The organism is Arthrobacter sp. ZGTC212, from assembly GCF_002929255.1.
Lineage (GTDB): Bacteria > Actinomycetota > Actinomycetes > Actinomycetales > Micrococcaceae > Arthrobacter_B > Arthrobacter_B sunyaminii.
Map to the genome: position 1 here is coordinate 1 of NZ_PJIJ01000003.1, position 26,459 is coordinate 26,459.

31 protein-coding genes and 1 pseudogene are annotated in these 26,459 nt (G+C 65.0%); 17 read left to right on the top strand and 15 right to left on the bottom strand.

Annotated features, from left to right (window positions below; genetic code table 11):
• Positions 1-170: 170 nt before the first annotated feature.
• From CXQ89_RS12315 to CXQ89_RS12325, 3 genes are read right to left on the bottom strand one after another with little or no spacing between them, the layout of a single operon-like run.
• Entirely contained in the window at positions 171-1,406 is a 1,236-nt protein-coding gene (locus CXQ89_RS12315; protein ID WP_104161470.1) for an N-acetylglucosamine-6-phosphate deacetylase, read from the bottom strand.
• A complete protein-coding gene (locus tag CXQ89_RS12320) occupies positions 1,406-2,122 on the bottom strand; it encodes a glucosamine-6-phosphate deaminase (protein ID WP_104161890.1) in 717 nt (238 codons plus the stop codon). Before CXQ89_RS12320 ends, CXQ89_RS12315 begins: the two co-directional genes overlap by 1 nt.
• A 29-nt stretch (positions 2,123-2,151) precedes the next feature.
• Positions 2,152-2,886 carry a FadR/GntR family transcriptional regulator gene (locus CXQ89_RS12325; RefSeq protein WP_258060134.1) on the bottom strand — a complete coding sequence of 245 codons (735 nt, stop codon included), beginning with the start codon at positions 2,884-2,886 and terminating at the stop codon, positions 2,152-2,154.
• A 230-nt stretch (positions 2,887-3,116) separates the two neighbouring features.
• Here CXQ89_RS12325 and CXQ89_RS12330 point away from each other — a divergent pair.
• Both CXQ89_RS12330 and CXQ89_RS12335 read left to right on the top strand, forming a co-directional pair.
• Positions 3,117-3,257: pseudogene (locus tag CXQ89_RS12330) on the top strand (N-acetylmannosamine-6-phosphate 2-epimerase); the annotation flags it as partial.
• Positions 3,258-3,327: 70 nt separating this feature from the next.
• Positions 3,328-4,131 carry a MerR family transcriptional regulator gene (locus tag CXQ89_RS12335; RefSeq protein ID WP_104161471.1) on the top strand — a complete coding sequence of 268 codons (804 nt, stop codon included), beginning with the start codon at positions 3,328-3,330 and terminating at the stop codon, positions 4,129-4,131.
• Here the strand turns inward: CXQ89_RS12335 and CXQ89_RS12340 are convergent.
• Complete coding sequence (locus CXQ89_RS12340; protein WP_258060086.1) at positions 4,104-5,717, bottom strand: SLC13 family permease; 1,614 nt, start codon at positions 5,715-5,717, stop codon at positions 4,104-4,106. The genes CXQ89_RS12335 and CXQ89_RS12340 overlap by 28 nt on opposite strands.
• 222 nt (positions 5,718-5,939) lie before the next feature.
• On the opposite strand from CXQ89_RS12340, the gene CXQ89_RS12345 reads away from it, so the two are divergent.
• The gene (locus tag CXQ89_RS12345; protein WP_104161472.1) at positions 5,940-6,503 is read left to right on the top strand and encodes a small multidrug efflux protein; all 564 of its coding nucleotides are present in this window, start codon (positions 5,940-5,942) and stop codon (positions 6,501-6,503) included.
• On the opposite strand, the gene CXQ89_RS12350 is transcribed toward CXQ89_RS12345, so the two are convergent.
• Genes CXQ89_RS12350 through CXQ89_RS12365 form a run of 4 tightly spaced genes read right to left on the bottom strand, consistent with a single transcriptional unit; the run spans position 6,487 to position 8,277 of the window.
• Positions 6,487-6,909 carry a VOC family protein gene (locus tag CXQ89_RS12350; protein ID WP_104161473.1) on the bottom strand — a complete coding sequence of 141 codons (423 nt, stop codon included), beginning with the start codon at positions 6,907-6,909 and terminating at the stop codon, positions 6,487-6,489. The genes CXQ89_RS12345 and CXQ89_RS12350 overlap by 17 nt on opposite strands.
• Before the next feature lie 2 nt (positions 6,910-6,911).
• Complete coding sequence (locus CXQ89_RS12355; RefSeq protein ID WP_104161474.1) at positions 6,912-7,412, bottom strand: SRPBCC family protein; 501 nt, start codon at positions 7,410-7,412, stop codon at positions 6,912-6,914.
• Positions 7,412-7,918 (bottom strand): SRPBCC family protein, encoded by a 507-nt coding sequence (locus CXQ89_RS12360; protein ID WP_104161475.1) that lies wholly within the window; start codon positions 7,916-7,918, stop codon positions 7,412-7,414. The genes CXQ89_RS12355 and CXQ89_RS12360 overlap by 1 nt, the downstream gene beginning before the upstream one ends.
• Entirely contained in the window at positions 7,915-8,277 is a 363-nt protein-coding gene (locus CXQ89_RS12365; protein WP_104055459.1) for a helix-turn-helix transcriptional regulator, read from the bottom strand. Before CXQ89_RS12365 ends, CXQ89_RS12360 begins: the two co-directional genes overlap by 4 nt.
• A gap of 177 nt (positions 8,278-8,454) precedes the next feature.
• Here CXQ89_RS12365 and CXQ89_RS12370 point away from each other — a divergent pair, with 177 nt between their 5' ends.
• On the top strand, positions 8,455-8,748 hold the full coding sequence (locus CXQ89_RS12370; RefSeq protein WP_104054906.1) for a hypothetical protein: 294 nt from the start codon (positions 8,455-8,457) through the stop codon (positions 8,746-8,748).
• Here CXQ89_RS12370 and gluQRS read toward each other — a convergent pair.
• Positions 8,745-9,650 (bottom strand): tRNA glutamyl-Q(34) synthetase GluQRS, encoded by a 906-nt coding sequence (gene gluQRS, locus CXQ89_RS12375; protein WP_104161893.1) that lies wholly within the window; start codon positions 9,648-9,650, stop codon positions 8,745-8,747. The genes CXQ89_RS12370 and gluQRS overlap by 4 nt on opposite strands.
• A 70-nt stretch (positions 9,651-9,720) precedes the next feature.
• The gene (locus tag CXQ89_RS12380; protein WP_104104149.1) at positions 9,721-10,149 is read right to left on the bottom strand and encodes a VOC family protein; all 429 of its coding nucleotides are present in this window, start codon (positions 10,147-10,149) and stop codon (positions 9,721-9,723) included.
• Between the two features lie 122 nt (positions 10,150-10,271).
• Here CXQ89_RS12380 and CXQ89_RS12385 point away from each other — a divergent pair, with 122 nt between their 5' ends.
• The 3 genes from CXQ89_RS12385 to CXQ89_RS12395 all read left to right on the top strand — a co-directional run bounded on the left by CXQ89_RS12385 (position 10,272) and on the right by CXQ89_RS12395 (position 13,673).
• The gene (locus tag CXQ89_RS12385; protein ID WP_104161476.1) at positions 10,272-11,858 is read left to right on the top strand and encodes an exonuclease domain-containing protein; all 1,587 of its coding nucleotides are present in this window, start codon (positions 10,272-10,274) and stop codon (positions 11,856-11,858) included.
• A gap of 60 nt (positions 11,859-11,918) precedes the next feature.
• Complete coding sequence (locus CXQ89_RS12390) at positions 11,919-12,776, top strand: MBL fold metallo-hydrolase (protein WP_104161477.1); 858 nt, start codon at positions 11,919-11,921, stop codon at positions 12,774-12,776.
• 75 nt (positions 12,777-12,851) lie between these two features.
• Positions 12,852-13,673, top strand: coding sequence for a putative hydro-lyase (locus tag CXQ89_RS12395; protein WP_104161478.1), 822 nt, complete (start codon positions 12,852-12,854; stop codon positions 13,671-13,673).
• 42 nt (positions 13,674-13,715) lie between these two features.
• Here the strand turns inward: CXQ89_RS12395 and CXQ89_RS12400 are convergent, their stop codons facing one another.
• Positions 13,716-13,892, bottom strand: coding sequence for a hypothetical protein (locus CXQ89_RS12400; RefSeq protein ID WP_308471683.1), 177 nt, complete (start codon positions 13,890-13,892; stop codon positions 13,716-13,718).
• Complete coding sequence (locus tag CXQ89_RS12405; RefSeq protein WP_104161479.1) at positions 13,864-14,535, bottom strand: TetR/AcrR family transcriptional regulator; 672 nt, start codon at positions 14,533-14,535, stop codon at positions 13,864-13,866. Before CXQ89_RS12405 ends, CXQ89_RS12400 begins: the two co-directional genes overlap by 29 nt.
• Positions 14,536-14,629: 94 nt before the next feature.
• On the opposite strand from CXQ89_RS12405, the gene CXQ89_RS12410 reads away from it, so the two are divergent.
• Positions 14,630-15,706, top strand: coding sequence for an NAD(P)-dependent alcohol dehydrogenase (locus tag CXQ89_RS12410; protein ID WP_104161480.1), 1,077 nt, complete (start codon positions 14,630-14,632; stop codon positions 15,704-15,706).
• A 188-nt stretch (positions 15,707-15,894) separates the two neighbouring features.
• Here the strand turns inward: CXQ89_RS12410 and CXQ89_RS12415 are convergent, their stop codons facing one another.
• Positions 15,895-16,332 carry a nitroreductase family deazaflavin-dependent oxidoreductase gene (locus CXQ89_RS12415; protein ID WP_104161481.1) on the bottom strand — a complete coding sequence of 146 codons (438 nt, stop codon included), beginning with the start codon at positions 16,330-16,332 and terminating at the stop codon, positions 15,895-15,897.
• Positions 16,333-16,475: 143 nt separating this feature from the next.
• Here CXQ89_RS12415 and CXQ89_RS12420 point away from each other — a divergent pair, with 143 nt between their 5' ends.
• Together CXQ89_RS12420 and CXQ89_RS12425 are read left to right on the top strand one after the other, a co-directional pair.
• Positions 16,476-16,670, top strand: coding sequence for a DNA-binding protein (locus CXQ89_RS12420; RefSeq protein WP_104161482.1), 195 nt, complete (start codon positions 16,476-16,478; stop codon positions 16,668-16,670).
• A gap of 104 nt (positions 16,671-16,774) precedes the next feature.
• Complete coding sequence (locus CXQ89_RS12425) at positions 16,775-17,164, top strand: VOC family protein (RefSeq protein ID WP_104161483.1); 390 nt, start codon at positions 16,775-16,777, stop codon at positions 17,162-17,164.
• A gap of 17 nt (positions 17,165-17,181) precedes the next feature.
• Here CXQ89_RS12425 and CXQ89_RS12430 read toward each other — a convergent pair whose 3' ends face one another.
• Together CXQ89_RS12430 and CXQ89_RS12435 are read right to left on the bottom strand one after the other, a co-directional pair.
• Positions 17,182-17,802: a hypothetical protein gene (locus CXQ89_RS12430; RefSeq protein WP_104161484.1), complete on the bottom strand. Its 621-nt coding sequence runs from the start codon at positions 17,800-17,802 to the stop codon at positions 17,182-17,184.
• A gap of 109 nt (positions 17,803-17,911) precedes the next feature.
• Positions 17,912-19,018: a thermonuclease family protein gene (locus tag CXQ89_RS12435; RefSeq protein WP_104161485.1), complete on the bottom strand. Its 1,107-nt coding sequence runs from the start codon at positions 19,016-19,018 to the stop codon at positions 17,912-17,914.
• Positions 19,019-19,330: 312 nt separating this feature from the next.
• Here CXQ89_RS12435 and CXQ89_RS12440 point away from each other — a divergent pair, with 312 nt between their 5' ends.
• From CXQ89_RS12440 to mmsB, 7 genes are all read left to right on the top strand, one after another.
• Positions 19,331-19,726 (top strand): DUF3052 family protein, encoded by a 396-nt coding sequence (locus CXQ89_RS12440; RefSeq protein ID WP_104161486.1) that lies wholly within the window; start codon positions 19,331-19,333, stop codon positions 19,724-19,726.
• 331 nt (positions 19,727-20,057) lie between these two features.
• Entirely contained in the window at positions 20,058-20,702 is a 645-nt protein-coding gene (locus CXQ89_RS12445; protein ID WP_146067245.1) for an RNA polymerase sigma factor, read from the top strand.
• Entirely contained in the window at positions 20,699-21,604 is a 906-nt protein-coding gene (locus CXQ89_RS12450) for an Ig-like domain-containing protein (RefSeq protein WP_104161488.1), read from the top strand. The genes CXQ89_RS12445 and CXQ89_RS12450 overlap by 4 nt, the downstream gene beginning before the upstream one ends.
• 237 nt (positions 21,605-21,841) lie before the next feature.
• Complete coding sequence (locus CXQ89_RS18615; protein ID WP_219815606.1) at positions 21,842-21,934, top strand: hypothetical protein; 93 nt, start codon at positions 21,842-21,844, stop codon at positions 21,932-21,934.
• Between the two features lie 428 nt (positions 21,935-22,362).
• A complete protein-coding gene (gene chvE / locus CXQ89_RS12455) occupies positions 22,363-23,472 on the top strand; it encodes a multiple monosaccharide ABC transporter substrate-binding protein (protein ID WP_181032333.1) in 1,110 nt (369 codons plus the stop codon).
• Positions 23,473-23,559: 87 nt separating this feature from the next.
• Positions 23,560-25,107 carry a multiple monosaccharide ABC transporter ATP-binding protein gene (gene mmsA / locus CXQ89_RS12460; protein ID WP_104161490.1) on the top strand — a complete coding sequence of 516 codons (1,548 nt, stop codon included), beginning with the start codon at positions 23,560-23,562 and terminating at the stop codon, positions 25,105-25,107.
• Positions 25,104-26,306, top strand: a complete 1,203-nt coding sequence (gene mmsB / locus CXQ89_RS12465) for a multiple monosaccharide ABC transporter permease (protein WP_104161491.1) — start codon at positions 25,104-25,106, stop codon at positions 26,304-26,306. The genes mmsA and mmsB overlap by 4 nt, the downstream gene beginning before the upstream one ends.
• Positions 26,307-26,459: the final 153 nt, after the last annotated feature.

A 26,459-nucleotide genomic window follows, 5' to 3' on the forward strand; every position in this document is an offset into this window, starting at 1 on the left:
GGAAGCTAAGACCCACTGCGCCGATGGTACTGCATCCGGGAGGGTGTGGGAGAGTAGGTCACCGCCGGACAATATTTCGGTTGAGAGGTTGAGGCCCGTATCTTTTGGTACGGGCCTCAACTGTTTAAGGCCCCGCCCTGGTTGGCGGGGCCTCACTCGTTTAGCCCTGTTTACGCCTCAGAGATCCATACGCCGCGGCGCAACACCCGGAGCAGTCGCAAATCGGTGTCCAGCAACAGGATGTCGGCGGCCGCGCCGACGCTGAGGGACCCGATCTGTCCAGCCTTGCCCAGCACCCGGGCGGGAACCTCGGACGCCGAGCGCAGGGCGGATTCCAGGGGGACGCCGGCAGCAACGGAGTTGCGGACCAGGTCCAGCATGCCGGCAGTGCCGCCGGCGATGGAACCGGAATCCAGCCGGGCCACGCCGTTCCGGACCTGTACCTCGGCCGGGCCCAGGCGGTACGATCCATCGGCGAGCCCGGCAGCGGCCATCGCATCCGTCACGAGGACAATGTTCTCGGCACCGAGAAGTTCAAACATCGCGGCCACCACAAACGGATCCAGGTGGGTGTTGTCCGCGATCAGCTCCACAACGGCGGACCCGGCCCGCGCCGCCCGGAGCGCTGCCGTCACCGCACCCGGAGCACGGTGGTGGATGGGGTCCATACCGTTGAACAGATGCGTGACCGTCGGGACACGGCCCGCCTGGGTCGAGAGCCCGGCTGCCGCGCGCGCCAGTGATGCACCGGCGTCGTCCGCGGATGCGGCAGTATGCCCCAGCGACGGGACCACCGAATGCGAGGTCAGCAGGTCCACCAGTTCATCCGCGCCGGGAAGCTCCGGCGCATACGTCATGGTGCGCAGATATCCTTTGCCGGCGGCGATCAACGCGGCGGCAAGCTCGCGGTCGGGGGAGCGCAGCCAGCGCGGATCCTGGGCGCCGCAGCGGGCGGCCGCGAGGAACGGCCCTTCCAAATGGATGCCGGCAATATCGCCGGCCGCAGCCAGCCCGGAGAGCATCTCCAGGCCCGACAGCAAATCCGCAGGCGCAGCGGTGACCAAGCTGGCCAGCACCGTGGTGGTCCCGGCGGCGTGCATACGATGCAGTGCCGTACGGGCGGCGGCGACATCAGCAGAAGGGAAGTCGACGCCGTAGCCGCCGTGGCAGTGCAGGTCCACCAGCCCGGGAACGGCCAGCTGGCCCGGGGCAAGCCGGATGTCATTGACGGCGTGCTCAGACGAAAGGTCCGCTGCGGCCAGTGCCGCGTCCAGCCCGTTTTCCGAACCGGCGTAAAGGATCTCGGTCCCGGCCACGGCAACCGCACTGTCCTCCGCCAGGCCGTTTTCCAGCAGCACCCGGCCCCGAATAACCGTGACCGGCTGGGTGTGGTTTACCGGCTTCATCAGCGGAGCCCGGCGGCGGCAGCCTGGTCAAGGATTACCGTGACCCGCGGGTGCAGCTGCAGCGCGGATGCCGGACAATCCGGGGTGACGGGGCCCTGCAGCGCCCGCGCAATAATGTCGGCTTTATCAGCGCCGTGCGCGATCAGGAGCAGCTGCCGGGCATCCAAAATGGTGCCGATTCCCTGAGTCATGCAGCGGGTGGGCACCTGGTCGGGGGAGTCGAAGAAGCGGGCATTCGCACGGCGGGTCCGTTCGGCGAGCTGCTCCACCCGGGTGCGGGAATCCAGGGCGGCACCGGGCTCATTGAACGCCAGATGGCCGTTGTGGCCGATGCCCAGAATCTGCAGGTCCACGCCGCCGGCATCGCGGATCGCGCGTTCGTAGTCCTGCGCTGAAGCCTCCAGATCCGGTGCGAAAACGTCGGGGACGTGGACGGCTTCCGGCCGCAGGCCCAGCCTTCGGGTCACTTCGCTGTCAATGACGCAGGCATAGCTGCGGGAGTCGCCGGGCGGCAGCCCCACGTATTCATCCAGGGCGAAGCCGGTGACGCCGGAAAAATCCACCCCGGTATCAGCCAACGCATCGTAGAGCGGCAGCGGGGACGAGCCGGTGGCGAGGCCCAGCACCGCGTTGGGTTTGGCCTGGACACAGTCGCGCACGACGACGGCGGCAGCGGCACCGGCCTCTTCAGGAGTATTCAAAACCATGATCTGCATGGCGCCTTGTTCCTGATCGTCCTGCCCGTTCATCGGTTCACCAAGGCGGCGATGGCTTCCCGGATACCGTCGAAATGGCTGTTGATACGTTCCGAGGCAAGCGCCTTGTCCCCGCTCTTCACCGCATCGAAAATCTCCCGGTGAGTGAGGGCAGTGGCATGAAGGCTGGCGGTTTTCATGCCGGATTCAGCGTGGATCCGGCTGTAGACGTCCCAAAAGACCGACATGAGGTGGGTCAGCAGTTCGTTGCCCAGCGGTTCAAAAAGCTGGCGGTGAAACTCCGAGTCCACGGCGGCCAGCGCCTGCCCCTGATCAGCCAGGGATTCCATTTCCCGAACGGTTTCCTCAATCCGCGCGAGATGATCCGGTGTCATCAGTGTCATGGACTTGCCGATCAAACCGGACTCCAGGGTTTGCCGGACATCCACCAACTCCAGGGCCTCCTTGCCTTGCTGCCGCAGTGAGAGCCTTCCCCGGAAGGTCAGCCCGGTCGTCAGGGCGTCGAAGTTGGTGGGTGCCACGAACATGCCGTAGCCGTGCCGGATTTCCACCACTCCCAGGGCCTGCAGGACTTTCAGGGATTCGCGAAGCGTGTTCCGTCCAAGGCCCAGGGCACTGCACAGCTCTGCTTCGGTGGGCAGAGGGCTTCCGGCGGCGAGGTTGTTTTCCAGGATCAGGTCCATGATGTCGCTCTGAAGCGCGGCCAACCGTGCCTGGGCACTGAACCGCGGCGCCCGGGCAGCTGCACTGCCAAGAGCGGCCACAGGCGCGGCTGAGACCGGGGCAGCCTGAGGGGAACTCGGTGCGGCGTCATTCACCAAAGTCGGAACTCCTTTAGAAACATTAGAAACTAATGGGCTTAAGGTTGCTGCTTTACGCGGAACGAAAACCGGCCGGAGCCGCCGCGGACCCCGTTTCCTTGACCCGGCTTGTGATTCAGCTTACGGTCTACTCAACCCGCATGGGATGTCCTACGTCCGATATCCGCCTCACACCGCTGATCGCGGAGGGCCGCATCCATTCCCCGGCGCAGGCCCGGGCATGCCTGGACGCCGGCGCGTTCGCCGTCGTCGTCGGCACCGCCATCACGCATCCAACCACCATTACCGGCTGGTTTGCGGGCGCCCTGGCCTAGTTCGGACGCATGGCCGGAGCTGCGCGCCGTTGTTATTCTTGGGCTTTGAGGCCGCGAGGGAGGGGATCGGATGGCGTGGAGCACCCGCGAACTGGCTGAGCTGGCGAAGACAACCGTGAACACCATCCGGCACTACCATCGGCTGGGTCTGCTCGAGGAGCCCGACCGGCGGTATAACGGCTACAAGCAGTACGAAGGCCGTCACCTGGTAAGTCTTCTGCGCATCCGGCGTCTTGCGGAGCTCGGTGTGCCGTTGTCGCAGATGCACGAGGTGGGCACCAGATCCGGCAGCACACCGGATGTCCTGCATGACATTGACGCTGAGCTGAAGAAAAGCATCGAACGCCTGCAGGAGGCACGGGCCCATATTGCAGCGATCATCGCGCACCGGGCGCCAGCGGACGTTCCCGCGGGATTTGAAGCCGTCGCCTCCCGTTTGTCGGAAACCGACAACGCGGTGATCCACCTGATGAGCCACCTGTACGACGGGGAGACGTTGACCGATGTACTGGAGATGACGGCGGATGAAACCGATGACACCGGCCCTGATGTTGACCGGCTGCCGGCCGATGCTGACGAGGAGACCCGGCAGGAGCTGGCCGGAAGGATGGCTGAGGTTCTGGCGCGGAACATGACCGATTACCCGTGGTTGGGCAACCCGGCATTACTGCAATCCGATGACGCCCACTTCACCGCAACGACAGTGGGGGACATCCTGGCCGAGTTGTACAACCCGGCCCAGCTGGATGTGATGATGCGGGCGGGCGTCCTGGCCGCCGAACGGGTGCAGGCGCAGAAGGGCCAGGCAAGTCAGCAGGGCCAGTCGAGTCAGGACGGCCAGGCAAGTCAGAAGGGCCAGATCAGCGGCACGTAGAACACGCCGGCCGCGAGGAAAACGAGGGCCAGCGGCAGCCCCAGCCGCCAGTAGTCTCCAAACCGGTAGCCGCCCGGCTGCATCACCATGAGGTTCGCCGGTGTGGCGATGGGGGTGAGGAAGGCGGCGGCGCCAACCACGGTCAGCGCCATCATGAACGGCTGCACGCTGACCTCCAGCGACTGGGCAAAGGACACCGCCACGGGCGCCATCACCAGCACCGTTGCCACGTTCGAGATGAACTGGCTGAGGATGAGGGTGAGCACGCAGATGACGAGGAGGGCGAAGTGAGGGGATCCTCCGCCCGTGAGCCGGTCGACGAGCGAAGCGATTTCATCCGCCGCACCCGATGAGACGAACGCATTCGAGAGCGGTATGAGCCCCGCGATCAGGATGACGGTGTCCCACGAGACGGCACGGAATCCCTGGGGCACGGAGACCACTCCCAGGACCACGAGGGCACCTGCCGCGAGCAGTCCCGCGATCACCGGAGGAACAACGCCGGTTGCCAGCAGGACGATGGTTCCGATGAGCACGGCGAGGCAGCGGCGCCAGCCGCGGCCGAGCGGCACGCTCCGCTGGAGACTTTGGGACGGCTCGACGGCGATCACATCGGATGAGTCGGTATAGCGGTGCAGCGCATCCCAGGGCCCGTGGATTAGCACGCCGTCGCCCGTGTGGAGGGTGAGTTCGCCCGTTGGTGCGGGGGCCTCGGGGCCGGTCGGCGGTGCGCCGCCGCGGTGAAGGGCGATGACCACAAGGTCCCCGTCCCCGATGGTCTCTCCGGGGAAAACCGTGCGTCCGATCAGCCGCGAGTGGGGTGCGACGATAACCTCGGCCACACCCTCACCTCCGGTGAAAAGCCGTCCGGCCTCGAGGTCGGCCGGGTATCTCTCCTGCCAGGACCGCACCCGTTCGCGCGGGTCGGCTGTGTTTGCCGTGAGCCGCTCGGGGGAACGCTGAGGCAGGAGGCGTCCCCCGAAGGCCACCACCACGAGCGCGGTCACCACCACGAGGGGCAGGCCCACCAGCGCAAACTCAAAGTAGCCGAACTCCCGTCCGCCTGATTCGGCAGCCATTTCGGAGACGATGATGTTCACCGGCGTTCCCGTCAGGGTCAGCAGCGATCCCGCGCCGGCGGCAAAGGCCAGTGGAATGAGCATGCGTGAGGGAACGACGCCGGACCGTCCGGCGGCGACGACGGCGACGGGCAGCAGCGCCGCAACGGCACCGTTGATGCTGATCACGGCGGAGAGTGCGGCCGCGGCAGCCATGACCGCCAGGAGCAGCCCGGCGCCGCGGAGCGACGAGCGCCGCTCGAGCTGCTGTCCGATCCACGCAGTGATGCCCGTGGCATCGAGCGCGTCACTGAGGACAAACAGGAAGGCGATGAACAGGACCACCGGATCGCTGAATCCCTGCAGTGCTTCGGTCAGCGGAAGCACCCCGGTCGCCCACAGCGCCAGCGGGACAAACAGGGCAACGATCACGAGCGGAACCCGGTTGGTCATGAAGCCCAGTACGGCCAGCACGAGCACCACGTACGTCGCCCACATCGGATCCAGGATCACCTGCAGGTTTTCCACGCATCACCTCTGTGCCAGTTGGTCCACGCCTGCGGAAGAAGGTTGTTCGTAGAAACCAGTCAAGTGCGTTAATGCCGAGGTGTCGATGGATCAGCATCCCCCGCGTCTGCACGGGAGGCAGAGTGCCCTCTTCGCCGGGGTTGACCCTGTTCCGGGAACACGGTTTCTACTGATGGAACGTCCGGAGATATCCGGTACGCCAACCAGCAGTCAGGAACCGTCATGAACCCGATAGAGAGTCTCGTCAGCAATTTACAGGAGCTGGCAGCCCAGGTGCCCGAGATTATTCAGCCGCTTGTCGTGGCGCTGGCCGGGGCAGTCCCTTTTGTGGAGGGGGAGGGAGGTGCCATTATCGGCGTGGTCGGTGGAATGCACGTGGTCATCGCCGCGATCGCCGCCGCGGCCGGCAACTTTCTCAGCGTTCTTGTGGTGGTCCTTCTCGGTTCCCGGGCGCGTCACGCCGTGGTGGAACGCCGAGCCGTGCATGCCTTGGCGGCGGGGGCAGCGGCAGCCGGAGGATCGGTGGAAACGCTCCCAGTCGTTTCCGTGAAGCCTGAGTCCAAGGGCCAGCAGCGGTTCAAGAGGTGGCTTGTGCGGTTCGGTGTCCCGGGGGCCAGCATCCTCGGCCCGCTGGCGATTCCGACCCAGTTCACCTCTGCAATGCTCGTTGCCGCCGGCACTCCGCGCGGTTGGGTCCTGCTCTGGCAGGCAGTAGCCATCATCCTGTGGACAACCGTTGCGGCTGTCTCGGTCTGGGCTGCTCTCACGTTTATTGTTCTCGCGTGACCTCCTTGCGCGGTATCAGCGGATGCTCGGCACGGACCTTCATTTCCTGGACCATCCAGCTGTTGCCGTCCGGGTCGGGGAAACCGAAGAAGGTGCCGCCGTCGCGCTCGTCGAAAACGGTAATCTCGCCCGCTTCCACGCCGCGGCCCAGCAGCTCCTCGCGGGCCGCCCGCGCATCGGAGACCACGAGCTGCATTCCGTGCAACGACCCGGGCTCCATCCGCTGCTGGGCCGGATTGCCGATCACGATGGAACACCCCGACCCCGACGGCGTCAGCTGGGCAAAATCCATGTCGCCGGCAGTTGTGCGGTGGTCCAGGGTGAAGCCCATCTGGTCACGGTAGAAGGCAATGGCACGGTCCAGATCGGTGACCGGAACCTGCACTACTTCGAGGGTCCACTCCACGGTTACTCCCTCCCTTCCGGGGCTTCGGTGGGGAGGGACGCGAGAAGATCATCCAGCTGGTTGTAGCCGGAGGACATGCCCTCTTCCATGCCGTTGCCTAGGAACTCGTCCCGGGATTCAACCGACGGGTACAGGGAGCGGCCGGTCAGCAGCGTCCTGCCGCCGGGCAGCTCGGTGAACGTGCTGTATTCCAGCGTCACCACGTCCGGGTAACCCTCGAATTCGAAGGTCTGCAGCACGAAGTCGTCCTGGCGCAGAGTGTGGAAGGCACCCCGGAAGGCGTATTCGTCCTCGCCCCGGCACTGCACAAACCGGTAGGCGCCGCCGGTACGCGGTTCGAAGACATCAATCCGGGTGGTGAGGTCCTGCGGTCCGATCCACCGGGCGAACAACTCCGGGTCGGTATGGGCGCGGAAGACGTCGCTGACCGGGAAATCGAATTCACGGGAGTAATCCATAGAGGGCTCGCCCGACGGCGCGCTGAGGTTCAGAGGGTTGCTCATCACGCGCCCCGTCCCTGCAGCGCTTCCGGCTGGAGCTGGGCGAGCAGCTCCTCCATCCGGTCAAAGCCCTCGGCGACGCCGGATTCCATGCCGGAAGCCGCCATCCCGTCCCGTGCCTCCATGGAGGGGTAAACGGAATGGGCAGAGATCCGGGTGCGGCCGCCGTCGAGCGCCTCAAGGGTCATGAACTCCAGGCTGGTGACATCGGGGTACCCGGAGAATTCGAAAGTTTGGATGGCGGACTCGTTCTCCCGCACGGTGTGGAAGATGCCCCGGAATTCATAGGGGACCCCCTCCGGCCCGGTGTGGATGTAGCTGTAGGAGCCGCCGGTACGGAAGTCGTAGTGATTGATGTCCATCTTCATGCCGCGCGGACCAAGCCACTGGACCACCAGGTCCGGCTCGGCGTAGGCCCGGAAGACCTGCTCCACGGGATAATCCACCTCGCGGGTGAAATCAATAAACGGAAGCCCGTCCGGGACGTTGAGTTTCAGTGCGTTCGTCATGGCAATTCCTTTGCCTGCTGGCCGCCTTTCACAGCGGTCTCTGTGCTGAGCACGGCATCAAGGCTGCGGAACTGCTCCTCGCGGACCAGCCGGTACTGGCCGATCCAGGCGGTGAGCGCCTCCAACCGCGCGGGATTCAGGTGGACGGGGCGGCGCTGGGCGTCACGGCTGCGCGTGACGAGCTGTGCCTGCTCGAGGACCTGAATATGCTTCGAGACTGCCTGCTTGGAAATCTCGAAGGGTTCCGCAAGTTCGTTGACCGTGGCCGGGCCCCGGGACAACCGGGCGATGATGCGGCGGCGGGCGGGATCGGCCAGGGCCAGAAACGCCCGGTCCAGATCTGCCTCGTCAGTGTTCATGGCGTTGGTCAGCTTCTGTGTAATCAAGGTGCTGGTTGTTCAACCTGTTGGTTGATTACGAAGCTACGCCCGCGGTCCGACGACGTCAACGGGTCTGCAAACTTTTGTCGGAGACTTTTCGAGTCCGCCCGTGCCCGCCGGTATTCACAGGCACCGGCCCCCGCCGGACAATGGAGCATGACTAGTTCGGTATCGCGTTCTCATCCCCGCGGCGAGCCCGCTTTCCACTGGGGCAGCTTTGTCTTCGGACTGATCATGCTGCTGCTGGTGATTGCGCAGGGGGTGGCCTCCGGCCTGCCGGGCTACGTGGGCATGGCCGGGCTGATCCTGCTGCTGACCGGCCTGTATGCCTTCTTCACCCACCGGCCCTCCTGGCTGTGGCTGCACCATCGGCGGGACGCGGCCATTGTGGCGGTCATCGGCCTGGCGGCGTTCATCCTGGCACTGGGCATTCATCTGGGCAGGGCCTAGAGGCCCGGCAGGACAGACCCCGGCGAGTCGAATACCCACGGTCCGCGCGGCAGCAAGGCCGGAGAAAACGCATCCAGTGCATTCTCCAGCGTTCCCGGCGGCAGGTTCAGGGACGCCAGGATCAGGTTCCGCACGTCATCCGAATCCATGCCGATGCCGGCCAGCGCCGTCAGGGTGATGGCACCGTCGCGCTTCGCCAGCCGCTGGCCGGCTCCGTTCAGGACCAGCGGCACATGCGCATACACCACTTCGGGCAGGCCAAGCAGTGAGGCGAGGTAGGCCTGCCGGGGAGCGGAAGTGAGCAAATCGCCGCCGCGGACCACCTGGTCAATGCCCTGGGCGGCGTCGTCGATGACCACGGCCAGGTTGTACGGCGGCACACCGTCGTTGCGCAGCAGCACCATGTCATCCACCGGCCCCGTAAACGTGCCGTGCAACAGATCATGCACCGTGTACTGCTCTGCGTCGGCACGCAGGCGGAGAGCGGCGGGACGGTCCCGGCGTCGTCGTGCGCGTTCCTCTTCCGTGAGATTCCGGCAGGTTCCCGGGTAGGCACCGGGAGGTGCATGCGGGGCCCGCGGCGCGTCGGCAATTTCGCTGCGGGTGCAGAAGCACTCATAAACCCTTCCGGCTTCGGACAGCCGGTCGATGGCCGCCAGGTAATACCCGGTGCGCTCGGACTGCCGCACCGGAACGGCATCCCAGGAGAGCCCGACGGCGGTGAGGTCCCGCAGCTGCGCGGCCTCCGTCCGCGAACGCTCGGGGTCCAGGTCCTCTACGCGCAGCAGGAACCCGCGCCCGGAGGAGCGCGCAAACAGCCAGGCGAGCACTGCCGTGCGGAGGTTGCCGACGTGGAGATCCCCGGAGGGACTGGGAGCGAAACGGCCGGCTCCTGCTGTCATGGCGGCGGCGGGGGAGGCGGTCACTTGTCCACCTTACAAAACTGGTTGTAAGTCCAGTGCCGTCGGCGCCTTACGCCAGTTCCTCGAAGAGAGTCAGTTGAAGCCCCTCCGGTGCGTTGAGCCGGGAGTTCAGTGACCGCCACGGGGTTTCGCGGGGCTCGGCCACCAGCTGGGCACCGCCGTCGACCGCCGCCGCGGTGGCGCTCCGTGCGTCGCCGACCTCGAAGGCCACCCGCAGCTTCAGGCTTGGCTTGCCGTTGGCTTCCACCCGGTCGATCATGCGGACCTGGGAGGCGTTGGCGATCTCCAGGGTGGCCCGGCCGGCGTCGAGGATGGTGACCTCGGCGCCGTCACCGCCCGAGTAGGCCTCTTGCTGCGGCATGCCCAGCGTGTCACGGTAAAAGGCCAGGGCCGCTGCATAGTCCTCAGCGGCGATCACGAGGCGCAGCTGGCGGACGGGAAGAGCCGGAGACGACGGAGCGGGGTCTGTTGAGGTCATGCCGGCACAACCGTCTGCGGGGCGTTTGAATTCCCGGAGGGAAGGTAAAGTAGAGGGCCGCCGCTCGCGGTTTCGATGCCCCGGCTGAGTTCGGCCGGAAACCCCAAGGACCTCCACACAACATGACACTGAACTTCACCGCGATCGACTTTGAAACAGCCAACGGATCGCGGGCCTCGGCCTGTGCCCTGGGCATGGTGAAGGTTCGCAGCGGACAAATTGTGGAGCGGGGGCATTGGCTCCTGCGGCCCACCGACGGCGGAGGATTCCAGCAGCGCAATATCGACGTCCACGGCATTACCGAAGCCATGGTGGCCGGTGCGCCCACCTGGGCCCAGGTCCATTCCGAGATTGCCGCCTTCATCGCCGACGACGCAGTGATCGCCCACAACGCAGCCTTTGACCTTGACGTTTTCCGCAAAACCAGCGAGACGGCCGGAATCGTATCAACACCGTATCGCTCCGGCTGCTCGGTGAAACTGGCGCAGAGCCTGCTGGCACTGGAGAATCACAAGCTGCCCACCGTTCATGCGGCACTGGGTTTCGGAGCTTTCCAGCACCACGACGGGCTGGCCGATGCCGAGGCCTGCGCCAACATCACCATCGCCCTGGCAGGCAGGGAAGAACTGGCGGACATCGATGCCGTGCTGGCGCTGTGCGGGTCCAGGACCCTGGCGGGATCCAGAGGGGCCTCAGCTGGTTCAAACCAGGCTGCCGCCGCAACGTCGGGGGCAGGCCGGGCACAGCGGTTCGCGCCGCGCACCGCCCTGGCCCTCGCCGAACCGGTGACCGCGCTCTCCGCCAAAATGAACGGACACATGGTGTCCTTCACCGGTGACTTTTCCGTGGAACGTCCGGTCCTGCAGCAGCTGGTCCTGGCACACGGCGGGGCGCTGAACAACCATGCCCCAACGCGCACCACCACGCTGCTGGTGGTGGGGAACTGGGACGCAGAGATGCTGCGGCCCGGCGCCGTCGTCAGCCGCTCCGTTCAAAAAGCCCAGGACCTGCGCGCCAAGGGCCAAGCCCTGGAGATCATCGGTGAAGCGGCGTTCTGGCAGCTGCTGGACGCTGATCCGACGGCTGCGGCGGAGGCTGCCGCAGCCGCCGCACTGCTGCCCTCCGCCTACGAGCCGCTGTCCCTGGCCGATGCCCCGCCGGCGCTGCCCAAACGCCGCGATGTAAAGGGCATGGGTGCCGTCCTGGCCCGGATGGGGCCGGCCGAGCTCGCCGCTGCCACTTTCAAGAGTGAGCATTACGGGGTATTCCGGGTCTCCGGCACCGCCTTCAAATCCCCGGTGCTCGGAGTGCGGATGCTCGGCCACCGCAGCATCGAAAACAACGGCAAACCCGAGCGGGACATCCATTCCCTGACGGTTCTGCAGGACGAGGATGCTGCCTTTGTTGCCGTCCTCACCGCAGGCCTTTCCGAGGACGGGTCCACTGACCTGCTGCTGGGCCGCGTCCGGCACGGGGACGTGGTGACCGCGGTGTTTGACGCCCTGGGCGGCCCGTTCGTGGTGCAGGGAGTGGCGGTGTACGCTCCCGTTGCCGACATGTTCATGCTCGGCTCGATGATTCTGGCACGCCACGGACGGCCCGGAACGAAGCTCAGCTCGCTGCAGTCGGTCATCCCGCGCGCCGAGCATACGCTGGCGGTGCCCGAGATGATCAGCGCCTGGGACTTCTACGAATCCTCGGCCGACTAGGAGCTAAGCTGTTGCAGCCCGCCGGAAGCCGGGCTATACCTCTATACAGGAGGTGTCGGCATGCGCGGTGGACAGAGACGCCCGGGGTATTCACTGAGCGAACCCGCCCCTGACGTCTTTTTTGTGGAGGGACCGGCGTCCAACTGGGTCATCCTGCGCCGCGGGCCGGAGTTCACCCTGATCGACGGCGGCTATCCCGGCGACCTGCCGCTGGTGCTGGCCTCGATTTCGGAGGCCGGCCTGGACCCGGCCGATGCATCCGCCGTCCTCATCACGCACGCGCACATCGACCACGCGGGCACTGCCGGCCACTTCGCTGCGGCATTCGGCATTCCCGTTCTGTGCAGCGTGCCCGAGCTCCCGTATCTGCTAGGGGAGGACCGGGATCAGGTCTCGGTGCGGCGTATTCTCAGCCGGGCCTGGCAGCCCTCGGTGCTGCACTGGTCCTGGCACGTCCTGGCATCCGGCGGCGCCTCCCGGGTGGCGGTGCTGACGGCAGCGGCGTGGGCCGACGACGGCGAACTGGCAGCGCTGCCGGGATCTCCCGCAGCGGTCCCCACCCCGGGCCACACCCCCGGACACACGGCTTTTTACCTGCCGGCGGCGCATGCTGCCGTCACGGGTGATGCTCTGATCACCGGCCACGCCATCAGCCGGCGCCGGGGCCCGCAGATGCTTGATCCGATGTTCCATTCCGACGAAACCGGTGCGCGCCGCTCGCTGTCACAGTTGGGGAAGCTGGATGCTTCGCTGCTGCTGCCCGGTCATGGACCCGCCGCCCGGACGGCGATGAGCCGGGCCGTGGGAACCGTACGGTCCCGCGCCGCAGTGCCGAAACGGAAGTTTGTGGTGCCGGGGCCGGTAGGCGGGTTTGCTGAACCCACCTACGGGCGGAGTGCTGCAGGCTCAGAACGGTAAGCGGCAGGGTCCGGCAGCACTTGCACATCCTTTTGGGCTGGGAACCGTTGTACCGCTGGTGTCGAAAGGATCTCCATGAACTCCGAATTCGGGCCGAGGCACTTGCTTTCCGACGCCGTCGCTACCGCAACAATGTCGCCGATCGAAGCACGCATGCTCTTTCGCAGCGGCATGGTCACGCCAACGGCAGGCTGGGCCGCCGGCTATGCGCAGGCGAACCTGATCATTGTGCCCAAGACCCAGGCCTTCGATATGTTGCTTTTTGCCCAGCGGAACCCGAAACCCTGTCCCATTTTGGGAGTGTTCGACGCCGGCCAGACTTCCGGGCCGCTGCTGGCCGAGGGGGACATCCGGACGGACCTGCCCCGGTACACGGTGTATGTGGACGGTGAAGTGGTCGCAGAGCCGACGGATATCTCCGGGTACTGGCGCACTGACCTGGTGACCTTCATTGTGGGCTGCAGCTTTACCTTTGAAGCGGCGCTGCAGGAGGGCGGCATCCGCATCGCGCACATCGACCAGGGCACCAACGCACCCATGTACCGGACCTCCATCCGGTGCCGGCCGGCCGGGAGCATCAGCGGTCCCCTGGTGGTGTCAATGCGGCCGATTCCCGCCTCGCAGGTGGCCGACGCCGTTCGGATCACCTCCCGCTATCCCGCTGTGCACGGGGCTCCGGTGCATGTGGGAAGCCCTGCGGAGCTGGGCATCGCTGATCTGGACCGTCCGGACTTCGGTGATCCGGTGGAGATTGCGGCAGGAGAGGTACCCGTGTTCTGGGCCTGCGGGGTTACGCCGCAGGCCGCTGTCATGGAATCAAAGCCGTGGCTGGCCATTGGGCACGCGCCGGGGCACATGCTGATCACGGATGCGCGGGACAGTTCGTACCTGGTGTGAGCGGCGCCAGGGGGAATCAATAAGCCGTAGTTCGGCGTCCGGCTAAGGCGTCAGATGTCCCAGCAGTTCCGCCTCGGCGGCGTCGAGGTAGCCGCGCAGCGCCTCGGCTGCCTCCGCCCGCCGGCCGGCCCGGAGCAGCACGACCAGCGACGCGTTTTCCTCGACATAGCGGGTGTGGAAATCGGGTTCACTATTGCACCAGCAGGCCGGCAAGACCATCGAGAATGATGCGAAGCCCCACTCCGAACTCCGCACCGAAGCTGTAGTCCGGCTGCATGGCGCGGTCCATCGCCATCTCCGCCAGGTAGGGCAACTTGTCGGCCGGAATGGCGCGGGCCATGGCCTTCACGATCTGCGGATCTGCGTCGGGGACGCCGACCGGCAGGCCGGCCTCCTGCAGTGCGAAACCGTAGATGTAGCTGTCCAGCAGGGCATAGGCGTGACCGGCCGCGTCCAGCGAGAAACCCGCCCTGCGCAGCACGCCCAGTGTGGCATCGTGGTGGCGCAGGTTGGCGGCACCCGGCTTCGTGCGCGTCTCCATCAGACCCACCGCCCACGGGTGGCGGGACAGTGCGGTCCGCATGCCGTGGGCGCGGGCCTCCATGGCCGCACGCCATCCGCCGGGCGTTTCGGAGGGCACCTGCACCTCGTCAAAGACCAAGTCGATCAGCCCGTCCAAGATGTCTTCCTTGTTGGCCACGTGATGGTAGAGCGACATCGGCTGCACCGACAGTTCCGTGGCCAGGGAGCGCATGGTCAGCGAGCCCAGTCCGCCGTCGTCGGCAATGCGGGCGGCCGTCTGCAGTACCCGTTCGCGGGTCAAGGGCTGACGGGGGTGGGCGGAAGCGTTTGTGGAAGTCATTGCGGGCAGTCTACCGCTGCCTTACTTTGTAAGGTACGGTCCATCTTACTTTGTAAGGCTGATGTGTTTCAGAAGTTCCGCGAAAGGAACCGCCATGTCCCGCACGTCACGCACCACCCATAACGCCCAACCGTCCGCTCCGTCCGTTTCATCGTCGGCCGTTTCGCCAGCAGTTCCGCCGCTCGCCGGCCTGCCGGTTGCAGCACCCGCCGTGCTGCAGACAGGTTACGGCGGCCCGGAGGTCCTGCGCCTGTCCGAGCACCCGCTTCCTCACTTGGAGGACACAGAGGTGTTGGTGCAGGTGCGCGCCGCCGGGCTGGCCCGTGGAACCTGGCACATGATGACTGGCAAACCGTATCTGCTCCGCGCGGGCGTCGGGTTGCGCCGGCCGCGGCAGCCGGTGATGGGCCACAACCTCGCCGGCACGGTGGCCGCCGTCGGTGCCGCCGTCACTCGTTTCCGCGTCGGGGATGAGGCGTATGGAATCGGGCGGGGCTCCTTTGCCGGTTTCTCCGCTGCAGCAGAGGGCAAGGTGGCGCTAAAGCCCGTTGGCCTGGACTTCGAGCAGGCGGCAGTGGTTCCGGTGGCAGGACTGACTGCATTGCAGGCACTGGGCGCCGCCGGGGTGGCCGCGGGGATGAAGGTCCTGGTGTTGGGAGCGGCTGGCGGCGTCGGCAGTTTTGCAGTGCAGATGGCCAGGGCAGCCGGGGCGGACGTGGTCGGGGCGTGCAGTGCCGGCAAGGCGGAGTTTGTCCGGTCGCTTGGTGCCGCGGGGATTATTGACTATGCACGGGAGGATTTCGCAGCCGCCGGGCCCCGGTTCGACGCGATCATCGACCTCGGCGGCAATCCATCCCCGGTCCGCCTGCGCCGCGCGCTGGCGCCCGGCGGCACGGCAGTACTTGCCGGCGGGGAGGGAGGCAGCCGGCTGACCGGGTCCATATTCGAGCGGCAGGCCGCCGCTGCGGTTCTGTCGCTTTTCGGCAACCGCCGGTTGACGGGGCTGATGTGCCGGGAGAACCATAATGATCTTGAGCGTATTTCCGCCATGATCGAGGCGGGCGAGGTCGTGCCGCGAGTCGACAGCCGGTATCGGCTGGCCGACGTCGCCGAGGCGATGCGGCGGCTGGAGTCCGGCGGGGTGTGCGGAAGCGTCGTACTAATCCCGTGATCTTCCTGCCGCTGGGGACCGGGTGAGTCCCTCCGTTTCGGATAAATTCGACCGTTTTGGGTTCTTGCTGCCACTGCGCATCGGCAGCAGAAACCCAAAATGGCAGCGGAAACCCAAAACGGCAGCCGAATGACGGCGACGGCGGAGCCCAAGTGGGGTCCGCCGTCGTTATTTCCGTGGGTAAAGGGCTAGTCCATCCGCTCCAGGACGAACACCGGGATTTCACGGTCCGTTTTCGCCTGGTAGTCCGCATACGGCGGATAAGCAGCCACGGACCGCTCCCACCAGAGGGCTTTTTCCTCGCCGTGGATTTCCCGTGCCCGCATGTCCCACTTCTGCGGGCCGTCCTGCAGTTCCACGTGCGGATTGGCCAGGAGGTTGAAGTACCAAACGGGATGTTTGGGTGCGCCGCCCTGGGAAGCGACGACGGCGTATTCGCCGTCGTGCTCCACCCGCATCAGCGGCGTTTTCCGCAGCTTTCCGGACTTGGCGCCGACCGTGGTCAGGAGAACCACCGGCCGGCCGCCGAGGGTGGTGCCCTCGGTTCCGCCGGAACTCTCGATCAGCTCCGCCTGTTCGCGGGCTCGCTTGCTGGCACTGGGGGCATATTCACCGGTAAGAGGCATGGGCAACAGTCAACCCGTTAGCCGGGCCCAGGTCCAGTTCAATCCAGTCCTCCGCGAAGCCCCCGTGGGTTGACCGCTCCGGTTCGTCGACCCAGACTTTGGAATCGACACGGCCGCGAGAAATCCAGGAGGCATGGGCGGCGATGACAACACCACTAAATGCCCTTCCCCAGGTCGGGGCCCCTGCAACCAGGGCGCTGGATGCTGCAGGATATTCATCGCTCCGGAGCCTGGCCGGGGTTCCGCGCAAGGAGCTGGCAGCTCTGCATGGTCTGGGGCCCAAGGCGCTGGACCTTATTGAGCGGGCCCTTGCCGAGCACGGACTCGAACTCGGCTGAGCTGTTGGCCGCCGCACCCACGGTGTCCCATATGCCATGATGACCTTGTCCGGCGTGGCCAGTTCCGGTGCGACGGCGTACAACACATCACTCGGGGGGGAACAATGCGGCTACACCATGTGCAGGTCTCGATACCCAAGGGCGGGGAAGAGCAGGCGCGCAGCTTCTACGGAGAGGCGCTTGGTATGACCGAGGTGCCCAAGCCTGCATCCCTGGCCGGACGCGGCGGGTGCTGGTTCCGGGCCTTCGAAGGTGAGACCGTGGTGGCAGAAATCCATCTGGGCGTCGATACGCCGTTTGTTCCCGCCAAGAAGGCTCACCCCGCACTGGTTATGGCGTCACCCGCGGAACTTGAAGTCCTCGGCGCCCGGATTGAGTCGGCGGGGTTCGAGGTGTCGTGGGAAGAACGGCACACTTTCGAGGGCTACGAGCGGTTCCACTGCCGGGATCCGTTCAACAACCGGGTGGAAGTGCTTTCGCCGTTGGCAGGCTGACGGCAACGGGCCGGTCCCTACTTTGTTCCGTATTCCCATTCCCAACCGGTGACGCCGCCTGCGTGCGCATAGACAAGAGTGCCGGTCGGTGTGGGAACGTCCAGAACGATTTTTCCGCTCACCTTTTCTGCCGCGCCGATCATCGTGGGCATACGTTCAGAATCGGTGAGGCACTGGGTTGATGCCCCTGAAGTGATGGTGTTGACCGTAGTCCCATTGGGAGCAATCACTTTCCAGGAATAGGGATCAAACGTGACGCTGTTCAACATTGCCTCGGTGAAGTCAGGCTCTTGGATGGTCGTTGCCTCGATGCTGATGGAAACCAAGTGCCCGTTCTCTGACGGCGCAGCGTAATAGCCCGAGCATGCAGGGTCCACCACAATATCGGTGACCGTGAAATTGAAGGCCCACTCGTCACTGCCTTCAGACAGCCGGTTTCCGCCTGGCTCCCCTACTGATTTGATGATGTTTCCGCGCGGACTGCGGAGCGGCTCGGCAACTGCGGGAGTGGTGCTGGCGGTAGCCGGTTCGACGGGAGCAGAAGTAATATCGGCTCCCGTCGAGCCGGAGTCGCCGCAGGCGCTGAGCGCCAGCACAGCGGAAATCAGGGACGCAAGCAGCAGTGTGTTGTTTTTCATGGACTTTCTTTCAGAGCAGTGCGAAGCCGGCAGGAAGGCACCCGGTGGATGCCCGCCTGCCGGCAGTGAAGACAAACGCTATGGATAGGGCTTCAAGGGTTTTAGCTGGTTAGCAGGGACGCCAGGACTTGCCGCCGGGTGCGTAGCAACGCGGACCGGTGTATCCGGGCGGATTATTGCTCTGCGCAGGAGGTGGGTTGTAGGTCTGCACGGGAGGCGGGTCATAAGTCGGCGCGGGAGGAACAGCTGCTGCCCGCCGGTCCGCTTCGGCCTGGGCAGCGGCCGCGCGGCTGGCTTCGGCCTCAGCTGCGATCCGGTCCGTTTCGGCCTGGGCGGCAGCAACACGCTCAGCCTCCGCTTGGGCGGCCACCCGCTCGGCTTCTGCCTTCGCCTCGGCAGCCTTGCGGATCACTTCGTCCTCGGCTGCCTGACGTTCCGACTGCAGGGTTGTCAGTTCGCCGTGGCGTTCGTACACCGTGCTCCGTGCGGCGGAGACCCGTGCCTGCAATTCGGTCCGCTGTGCTGATGAGAGCGCGGTCCAGATGATCGATTTTCCGGCCTTGGCGCCGGACTCGAAGGCATCGAAACCCTCGTCAACGGTTTTGACCAGTGCGTACACGGCGGCGGCAGCAGCGGCAGCGGATGCCGCCGTCGAACCCGCTCCCTCCTCGGCGGCCTGAGCCGCGGTGCCTTCAAGAGCCGCGACCATTGCCGGAATGGTGCACTCAACATCCTCGGCGAAGAGCCCGGCCTGCTGCTCCTGCGCTTCCTGATACGCCTCGTCCACCGGCGGACGGAACTTGGCATTCGGCTCGTACGTCACCGGTACGCCCAGCCCGCGGCGGGCAACTTCGGCGTTGATGAGGAGACCCTCGTCGTCGTACACGGCGGCCAGGGTGCGACCGTAACGGTCCTCGCGCTCGACGTCGAACGCGAGTGTCACCGTGCTGCCTTGCGGCAGAGCCTCGGTCAGGAAATCGGTCGCCTCGGGACCCAGGCATTCCACCGGCTTGTTGGGGTCTTTGGTTTCCGGGGTGTCCACGTTCAGCAGACGGACGGTCAGTTCCTGATCGTCGAAGTCCACTACGAGGGTGTCCCCGTCGATAACACGGATGACAGTGCCTTCGTCGGCATTGCCCGTGGACGCGACGGCGATGGTGGTACCGGCGACCAGCACGGCCGCGGCGCCTGCGAGAACCTTCGTACGGCCGATCATCGAAGGTACTTTTCGAGAGAAGGGAAACGGTCCCAAACGGACGGTTTCCTGGCTGCCGGAAGACCCGGACTTGGAAACGCGGAGGAGTGGTCTCCGCGGATGGCGTGTTGCAAGGTTTTCCCCAACTATTGAATTGTCTCTTTGAGATTACTGGTCAGCGGTGACAATGGCGAAACAGCACATTCTGGCTGCTTTGCGCAGGGGTGCAGACCGTGGCTGCGGACCTGAAAGAATGGAGAATCCGGCAGGCGGCGTGCTAGCCGGACATCAGGTACCAACACAGTCTCACGCCCTGGAATGGAGCTTCACCACATGTCATCCGATTCAACTACCGCCCAGATCTTCGGTGTTTCACCGGAGAGCCGTGTCACGGTCTACGGCGCGCAGGACCGTCCGGAGGTCGCCCCGTTCTTGCCCGCCCAGGCGTACTTGGCCGAATCCGGTTCGCGGAACCCTGCCGACGTCGTCGTGCTGTTTGCGGGCACCGCAGCTGATCTGGCGCATGACCTGTCCGGTGCCGCGGCTGCCGTGGAACCCGGCGGCGTGCTGTGGGTCTGCTATCCCTCGGCCGCGGCGGAAAATGGGGAGCGCGACCTCAACCGGGACACCGTAGCTTCCCTGCTGGAGGACAACGGCTGGCAGCCGCTGGCGGACGTCTCGGTGGGCGAGCAGTGGTCCGCGGTGCGCGGGCAGCAGACGCCGAAATAGCGGGAGTCTGAACACACCGGGGAAGCGGAACAACCAAGTGCTCGTACGTACTCGGTTGCGCGCAGGGAGGTTTTCACAGGGCGGCCTTCCAGCCTGCCTTCAGAGAGGGGTACCATAGCGGTAACGCCGGGGCTGGAAGCATGACACAGGATGTGTCACCGGTAAAAGCAGGTGCGCATTTCCAACTTTAGGGCGTGTGGCTGCAAGACATTGCGGCGAATTATTCGCTAAAGGCTGTGTCGTGCACGGGCAGCGGGTTCCGTGCCGATCGGTCTCGCTGAGGAAGGTCGTCCAGCCCGTGTGTGACGTTCCCAAGCGGAACTGGAGCAGCGTGTTGCAACCCAAACGCCTGATCGCTTTCGTTGCCGCCCTGGTGTTAATTGTTGCCGGCTGGGTGATCCCAACCCCCTTCGGCTTGATTCCTATGGGATTGGGCGTGGCTGTCCTGATGGTGGCGATACTGTTGCCGTCTGTCCACGATATCGAGTTTGGGTTCCCCTCGGGGGTGAAAGTCTCAGCGACGCTGAAGGACCGCGAGGAGAAACTGCGGGCGGTCTTTGAACGGCAAAAAGGGGATCTCGAACTGTGTGCCAACCTGATCTGCGATGACCCTGCGACTGCAGCCATGCTGTTGGAGGCAGCTTGGGTGAAGACATCATCAGACTGGCGCGGACCGATCACCTCCGGGATCCGAACATACACATTGTGCATTTTCGTTGATCGTTTCATTTCGCACATGAAATGGGCTCAGCCCCAGCAACGGATCGATCGCCAAAGCAAAGAGGTGGTTCCGTCGTCAAGCCCGTTGGCAACACTGAGCCCCCATGAGCGCGTCGTTGTCGTCCTGCATGAGTTTGCCTCACTTTCGCTGGCCGAAATCGCCTCGCTCACCGGAAGCCCCCTGGCTCAGGTAGTGGAATCGCTGCAGCACGCAGAAACTTCGGTGGCTCGGATGCACTCAGGCGAGGTCTCGTGAACACCGAACTTAGGCAGAAACTGCGCTCAGTCGCGACCGAACATGCGGAATCCCATCCCATCGACATGGAGTTGGCGCTCACAGCTGGGATACGGCGCTATCAGTGGAAGGTTCTTTCCGCCTACGCTACGGTCACGGCTGCAGTCACAATGCTGGCCGTCGTCATGCTGTTGACCAAGGTCGGACAAGACCGGGATGTGGAGCTGGCCGCTGTAACCGTGAGTGCAGTACCCGACGAATTGGAGGTCGGGGAGTCTTCTGTGCTGGTCGCTCAGCTGACGTTCAGCGACGGGTCCACTGCGCCGGCAACAGAGGTCGAGTGGGTTTCGGCAGACCCTTCGGTCGCCGGGGTCGACGGCTCCGGAACCGTCACCGCGGTCATCCCCGGGACCGTCTCCATCTCTGCGACTCAGTCGGGGGTCACCGGGACCGTTATCATCAATGTGGCTACCCCACCGGTTACCGGCGTACCCACCCCATCGATTACCGATCTGGCCACCCCACCGGTTACCGACGGAACTGTCATCACCGAGCTCGTCATTACGCCGTCAATAGTGCCCACGCAGGCTGTAGGGGGGACCTCTGTGCTGGTCGCTCAGCTGGTGTACAGCGACGGGTCCACCGCGCTGGCAACAGAGGTCGAGTGGGATTCGGCAGACTGGAAGGTTGCCGGGGTCGACGAGGCCGGAACCGTTACCGCGATCGGCCCCGGGACCGTCATCATTTCTGCGACTCAGTCCGGGGTCACCGGGACTGCCACCATCACTGTGGCCCAACCGATTACCGGCGAACCGATTCCCGAGCCCGGCGAACCGATTCCCGAGCCCGGCGAACCGATTCCCGAGCCCGGCGAACCGATTACCGACGTACCCTCACCGATTCCCGACCCCGGCGAACCCTAGTCTGGCCCCTTTATCCTGCGAGCGCCGATGCCACCCGGGATCCTTCGACGGGCCGGTGACCCATGGGCCTGAATCTGCGGCCCTGGGCACCGCCGAACGCGCCGTGGCGATGGCCGCACTGGCGTTGGACTCACCATTGCCCCATTCCCCAACATGATGGCAATTGTCACTGGTCCTCGAGTTGGAATCCTTTGCCCCTGGCTCCATGGTGGCACCAAAACTATCAGCGGAATCAGCATGGCTACCCCGCACGTGGCGGGCGTGGCCGCGCTCTGGGTTGAACGGCTTCTCGTGCAGGGACCGCTCTCAGTCCAGTACAGGCAAAGCTGATCGGTTCCGCGACTCACAAGGCCGGCACAGATCCCTTAGATGTAGTGGGTCTGGTTCAAGCACCTACGAGCACCAACTAAATGCACGGAGTCCGCACGGCAGGGCCGGATGGATGGAGCCGATGCGTGAGCGCCGAACCATGCGTAGGTCGGCAGGAAAGCCCGCGGCACTGACCGACGGTCAGATCGGCCCAAGCAGGATGTTGCGTTCGCATAAACATTCCAAAATCCCTTGTCCAGATGCGGTCGGAGTGGAATTGTTGGCTCAGCCCGCAAACAGGTGACGGTTGCTTTGGTCACGGGGCGCTACAGCGTTGTATCCGTCCGATCCAGTCCTGCGGCACATGAGGGGGCCTTCCGCCGCTGCCCGCGGCGCCATGCCAACCCCGCGGGGCCGGATCCTTTTTCAAAGGCTCAACAATGACTCGAATGAAGCACCTTTCGACCCTCTTTCTAGCCATCGGACTAGCAGCCGGCATGTCTGCCTGCGCTCCGGCAGGGTCCAACAATGCCTCGGAAGACGGGGATGCCACCGAATGCAACGTGGGGATCTCCATGCCCACGCGCAGCCTGGAACGCTGGATCAACGACGGCGAGGGGCTGGAGGAAAAACTCAAAGCCAGGGGCTGCACCGTTGACCTGCAGTACGCAGAGGACAAGACCGATCAGCAGATCAGCCAGATCCAGAACCAGGTGGCCGGCGGCGCCAAGATCCTCGTGGTGGCGGCCATCGACGGCAAGACCCTCGGCCCGACCCTGGAAAGTGCCAAGGACCAGGACGTCACCGTCATCGCCTATGACCGCCTGATCAACGGCACCGATGCCGTGGACTACTACGCCACCTTCGACAATTACCAGGTGGGCCAGCTGCAGGGGGAGTTCATCGAGGAAGAACTGGGCCTGGCCAACGGCGAGGGACCGTACAACCTGGAGCCCTTCGCCGGCAGCCCGGATGACAACAACGCCTCCTTCTTCTTCTCCGGCGCCTGGGACGTGCTGCTGCCCTACGTGGAAAGCGGCCAGCTGGTGGTGCCCTCGGGCAAGTCGCCGGCGGACAACGCCGGCTGGACCTCCATCGGCATCCTGGGCTGGAAGTCAGCGGACGCCCAGTCGGAAATGGACAACCGCCTGCAGTCCTTCTACACCGGCGGTGACAAGGTCGACGTCGTGCTCTCGCCCAATGACAGCCTGGCGCTGGGCATCGAATCCTCGCTTCTGGCCGCCGGCTACACGCCCGGCACCGACTGGCCGCTGATCACCGGACAGGACGCCGACGCCGCCAACATCAAGGCGCTGCTCAACGACCAGCAGGCCATGACCGTCTGGAAGGACACCCGTGAACTGGGCGCCCAGGTGGACGCCATGATCGCCTCCCTCGTGGCAGGAGAGGATCCGGAAGTGAACGACACCGAGACCTACGACAACGAGGTGAAGGTGGTTCCCACCTACATCCTGGAGCCGCAGGTAGTGGTCAAGGATGACGTGCAGGGAACGCTGGTGGACTCCGGCTTTGTCTCTGCGGATGAGGTTGGGCTCTAAACAGCCCCGGTCATTGACCGGGAGCGGGGCGCGGCCGGTCCGCGTCCCGCTCCCGGTTCTCCACTTCTGCAGCGAAATGAGAACGGCATGAATGACGTCATCCTCTCCATGGACGGCATTGTGAAGGAGTTCAACGGCATCAAAGCGCTCGACGGGGTTTCGGTGGACATTGAGCGCGGCGGGGTGCACGCCATCTGCGGCGAAAATGGCGCCGGCAAGTCCACCCTCATGAAGGTGCTCAGCGGCGTATATCCGCACGGCAGTTTCGAGGGCACCATCACGCTGGAGGACTCGCCGGTGTCCTATTCAACGATCAATGACAGCGAGCGGGACGGGATCGTGATCATCCACCAGGAGCTGGCGCTCAGCCCGTTCCTGTCCATTGCGGAAAACATCTTCCTGGGCAACGAAGTCTCCCGCGGCGGCGTGATCGACTGGAACCAAACCAACCTGCGGGCCGCGGCCCTGCTGGAGCGCGTGGGGCTGGACGAAAGCCCGGCCACCAAAATCCTCGAGCTCGGGGTGGGCAAGCAGCAGCTGGTGGAAATCGCCAAGGCCCTGTCCAAGGAAGTGAAAATCCTGATTCTGGATGAGCCGACGGCGGCGCTGAACGACGGCGACTCCGCGCACCTGCTGGGGCTGATTAACCAGCTCCGCGAACAGGGCATCACCTCGATCATCATTTCCCACAAGCTCAACGAGATCCGGGCCATTGCGGACATCGTCACGGTCATCCGCGACGGACAAACCATCGACACGTTTCCGGTCGAGGACACCGACGAGATTGAAACCCGCATCATCCGGGCCATGGTGGGCCGTCCGCTGGACAGCCAGTTTCCGGACCGGGAGCCGGACATCGGCGTGGAGAAATTCCGGGTCGAGGACTGGACGGTGCACCACCCCGTGGACACGGACCGCGTCGTCGTCGAATCCGCCTCCTTCAACGTCCACGCCGGAGAAATTGTGGGCTTTGCCGGGCTGATGGGCGCCGGCCGCACCGAGCTGGCCATGAGCATCTTCGGCCGCTCCTGGGGTTCCGGAATTTCCGGCCGCGTGTATAAGGACGGAACCGAAATACAGACGCGCACGGTGGGGGAAGCCATCCGCAACGGCCTGGCGTACGTCAGCGAGGACCGCAAACGGTACGGGCTGAACCTCATCGGCAGCGTCACCGTCAACGTGTCCGCCGCGGCGCTGCGCAAGCTGGCAAAGCTGGGGATCATCGACCGTAACCGCGAGTACGGGGTGGCCGATGATTACCGCCAGCGGATGAACATCAAGACGCCGAACGTGTCCTCCCTGGTGGGGAACCTGTCCGGCGGAAACCAGCAGAAGGTCGTGCTCAGCAAATGGATCTATTCCGGTCCCGACGTGCTGATCCTCGACGAGCCGACGCGTGGGATCGACGTCGGCGCCAAGTTTGAAATCTACGGAATCATCAACGAGATGGCGGCACAGGGCAAAGCCGTCATTGTGATTTCCAGCGAGCTGCCCGAGCTGATCGGGCTTGCCGACCGCATCTACACGATCGCCGAAGGCAGGCTCACGGCCGAGGTGCCCCGCGCCGAAGCCACCCAGGAAGAACTGATGCGCCATATGACCGCCGCCCGGAACCAAGGAGCACAAGCCTCGTGACCACCACTACTCCAGAACAGGCGAAGGCCCCGCTCCCGCCGAACCCCAAGACCTCGAAGCGGCGGATTCGGGTGGACCTGCGGCAGTACGGGATCCTCGCCGCGCTCGTCGTCATCATTGTGCTGTTCCAGATCCTCACCGAGGGACGCCTGCTCTATCCCGGCAACGTGTCCAACCTGATCCAGCAGAACGCGTATGTGCTGATCCTGGCCATCGGCATGGTCATGGTGATCATCGCCGGGCACATCGATTTGTCCGTGGGATCAGTGGTGGCCGTGGTAGGCGGCGTTGCTGCCCTGTCCATGAACAACTGGGGCCTGCCCTGGTGGGGCGCGGTTGTCCTGGCCCTCGCCGTCGGCGCCCTGATCGGAGCCTGGCAGGGTTTCTGGGTGGCGTTTGTGGGGATACCGGCGTTTATTGTGACGCTGGCCGGGATGCTGATATTCCGTGGCGTGGCCCTGGTGCTGCTGTCCGGCGGAACCGTCAGCGGCCTGCCGCGCCCGTATATCGCGATCGGCTCCGGCACCCTTCCCGCCACCGGAACCCCGGACCTGATCACGCTGGGCATCGGCGCGGTTGCGTCCATTGCGGTGATTGCGCAGCAGCTCAAGAGCCGCCGGGATCTGCAGCGGCTCGGACTGCCCCGCGAGCAGGCCGCGTCCTTCTGGTTCAAGATCGGCGTGGCCGTGGTGGCCATCATGTACCTGTGCTATCTGCTGGCCTACAACCGCGGCACACCGATCATCCTGATCATCCTGGCCGTGCTGGTGCTGGCGTACTCGTTCCTGCTGACCCGCACCGTGTTTGGCCGGCACATCTACGCCATGGGCGGGAACCTGAATGCGGCCATGATGTCCGGCGTGAAGACACAATGGGTGAACTTCTTCATCTTCGTGAACATGGGTTTCCTGGCCGGGCTGGCCGGCGTGGTGAGCACCGCGCGGGCCGGGGGAGCGGTGGCCTCGGCCGGCGGCGGCTACGAGCTGGACGCCATTGCCGCCGTGTTCATCGGCGGTGCCTCTGTGCAGGGCGGCGTGGGCACCGTGATCGGCGCGGTGATCGGTGGCCTGGTCATGGGCGTGCTGAACCAGGGCCTGTCCATCCTGTCCGTGGACGCCGCCTGGCAGCAGATCATCAAGGGCCTGGTGCTGCTGCTGGCGGTGGCGTTCGGGTTCAGCCGGCGGAAGAGTGCGCGCTAGGCGCCGCAGCTTCAGGACGACGGCGGCGGTCTCCTTCGGGAGACGGTCGCCGTTTTGTTTTTGAGCACCCAGATCCGGCGCCGTCAAAGCTCCAAACGCATACCGGGACTGAAAGATCCAAGAAACTGGACACATGTCTAGTTTCTGTGGCAG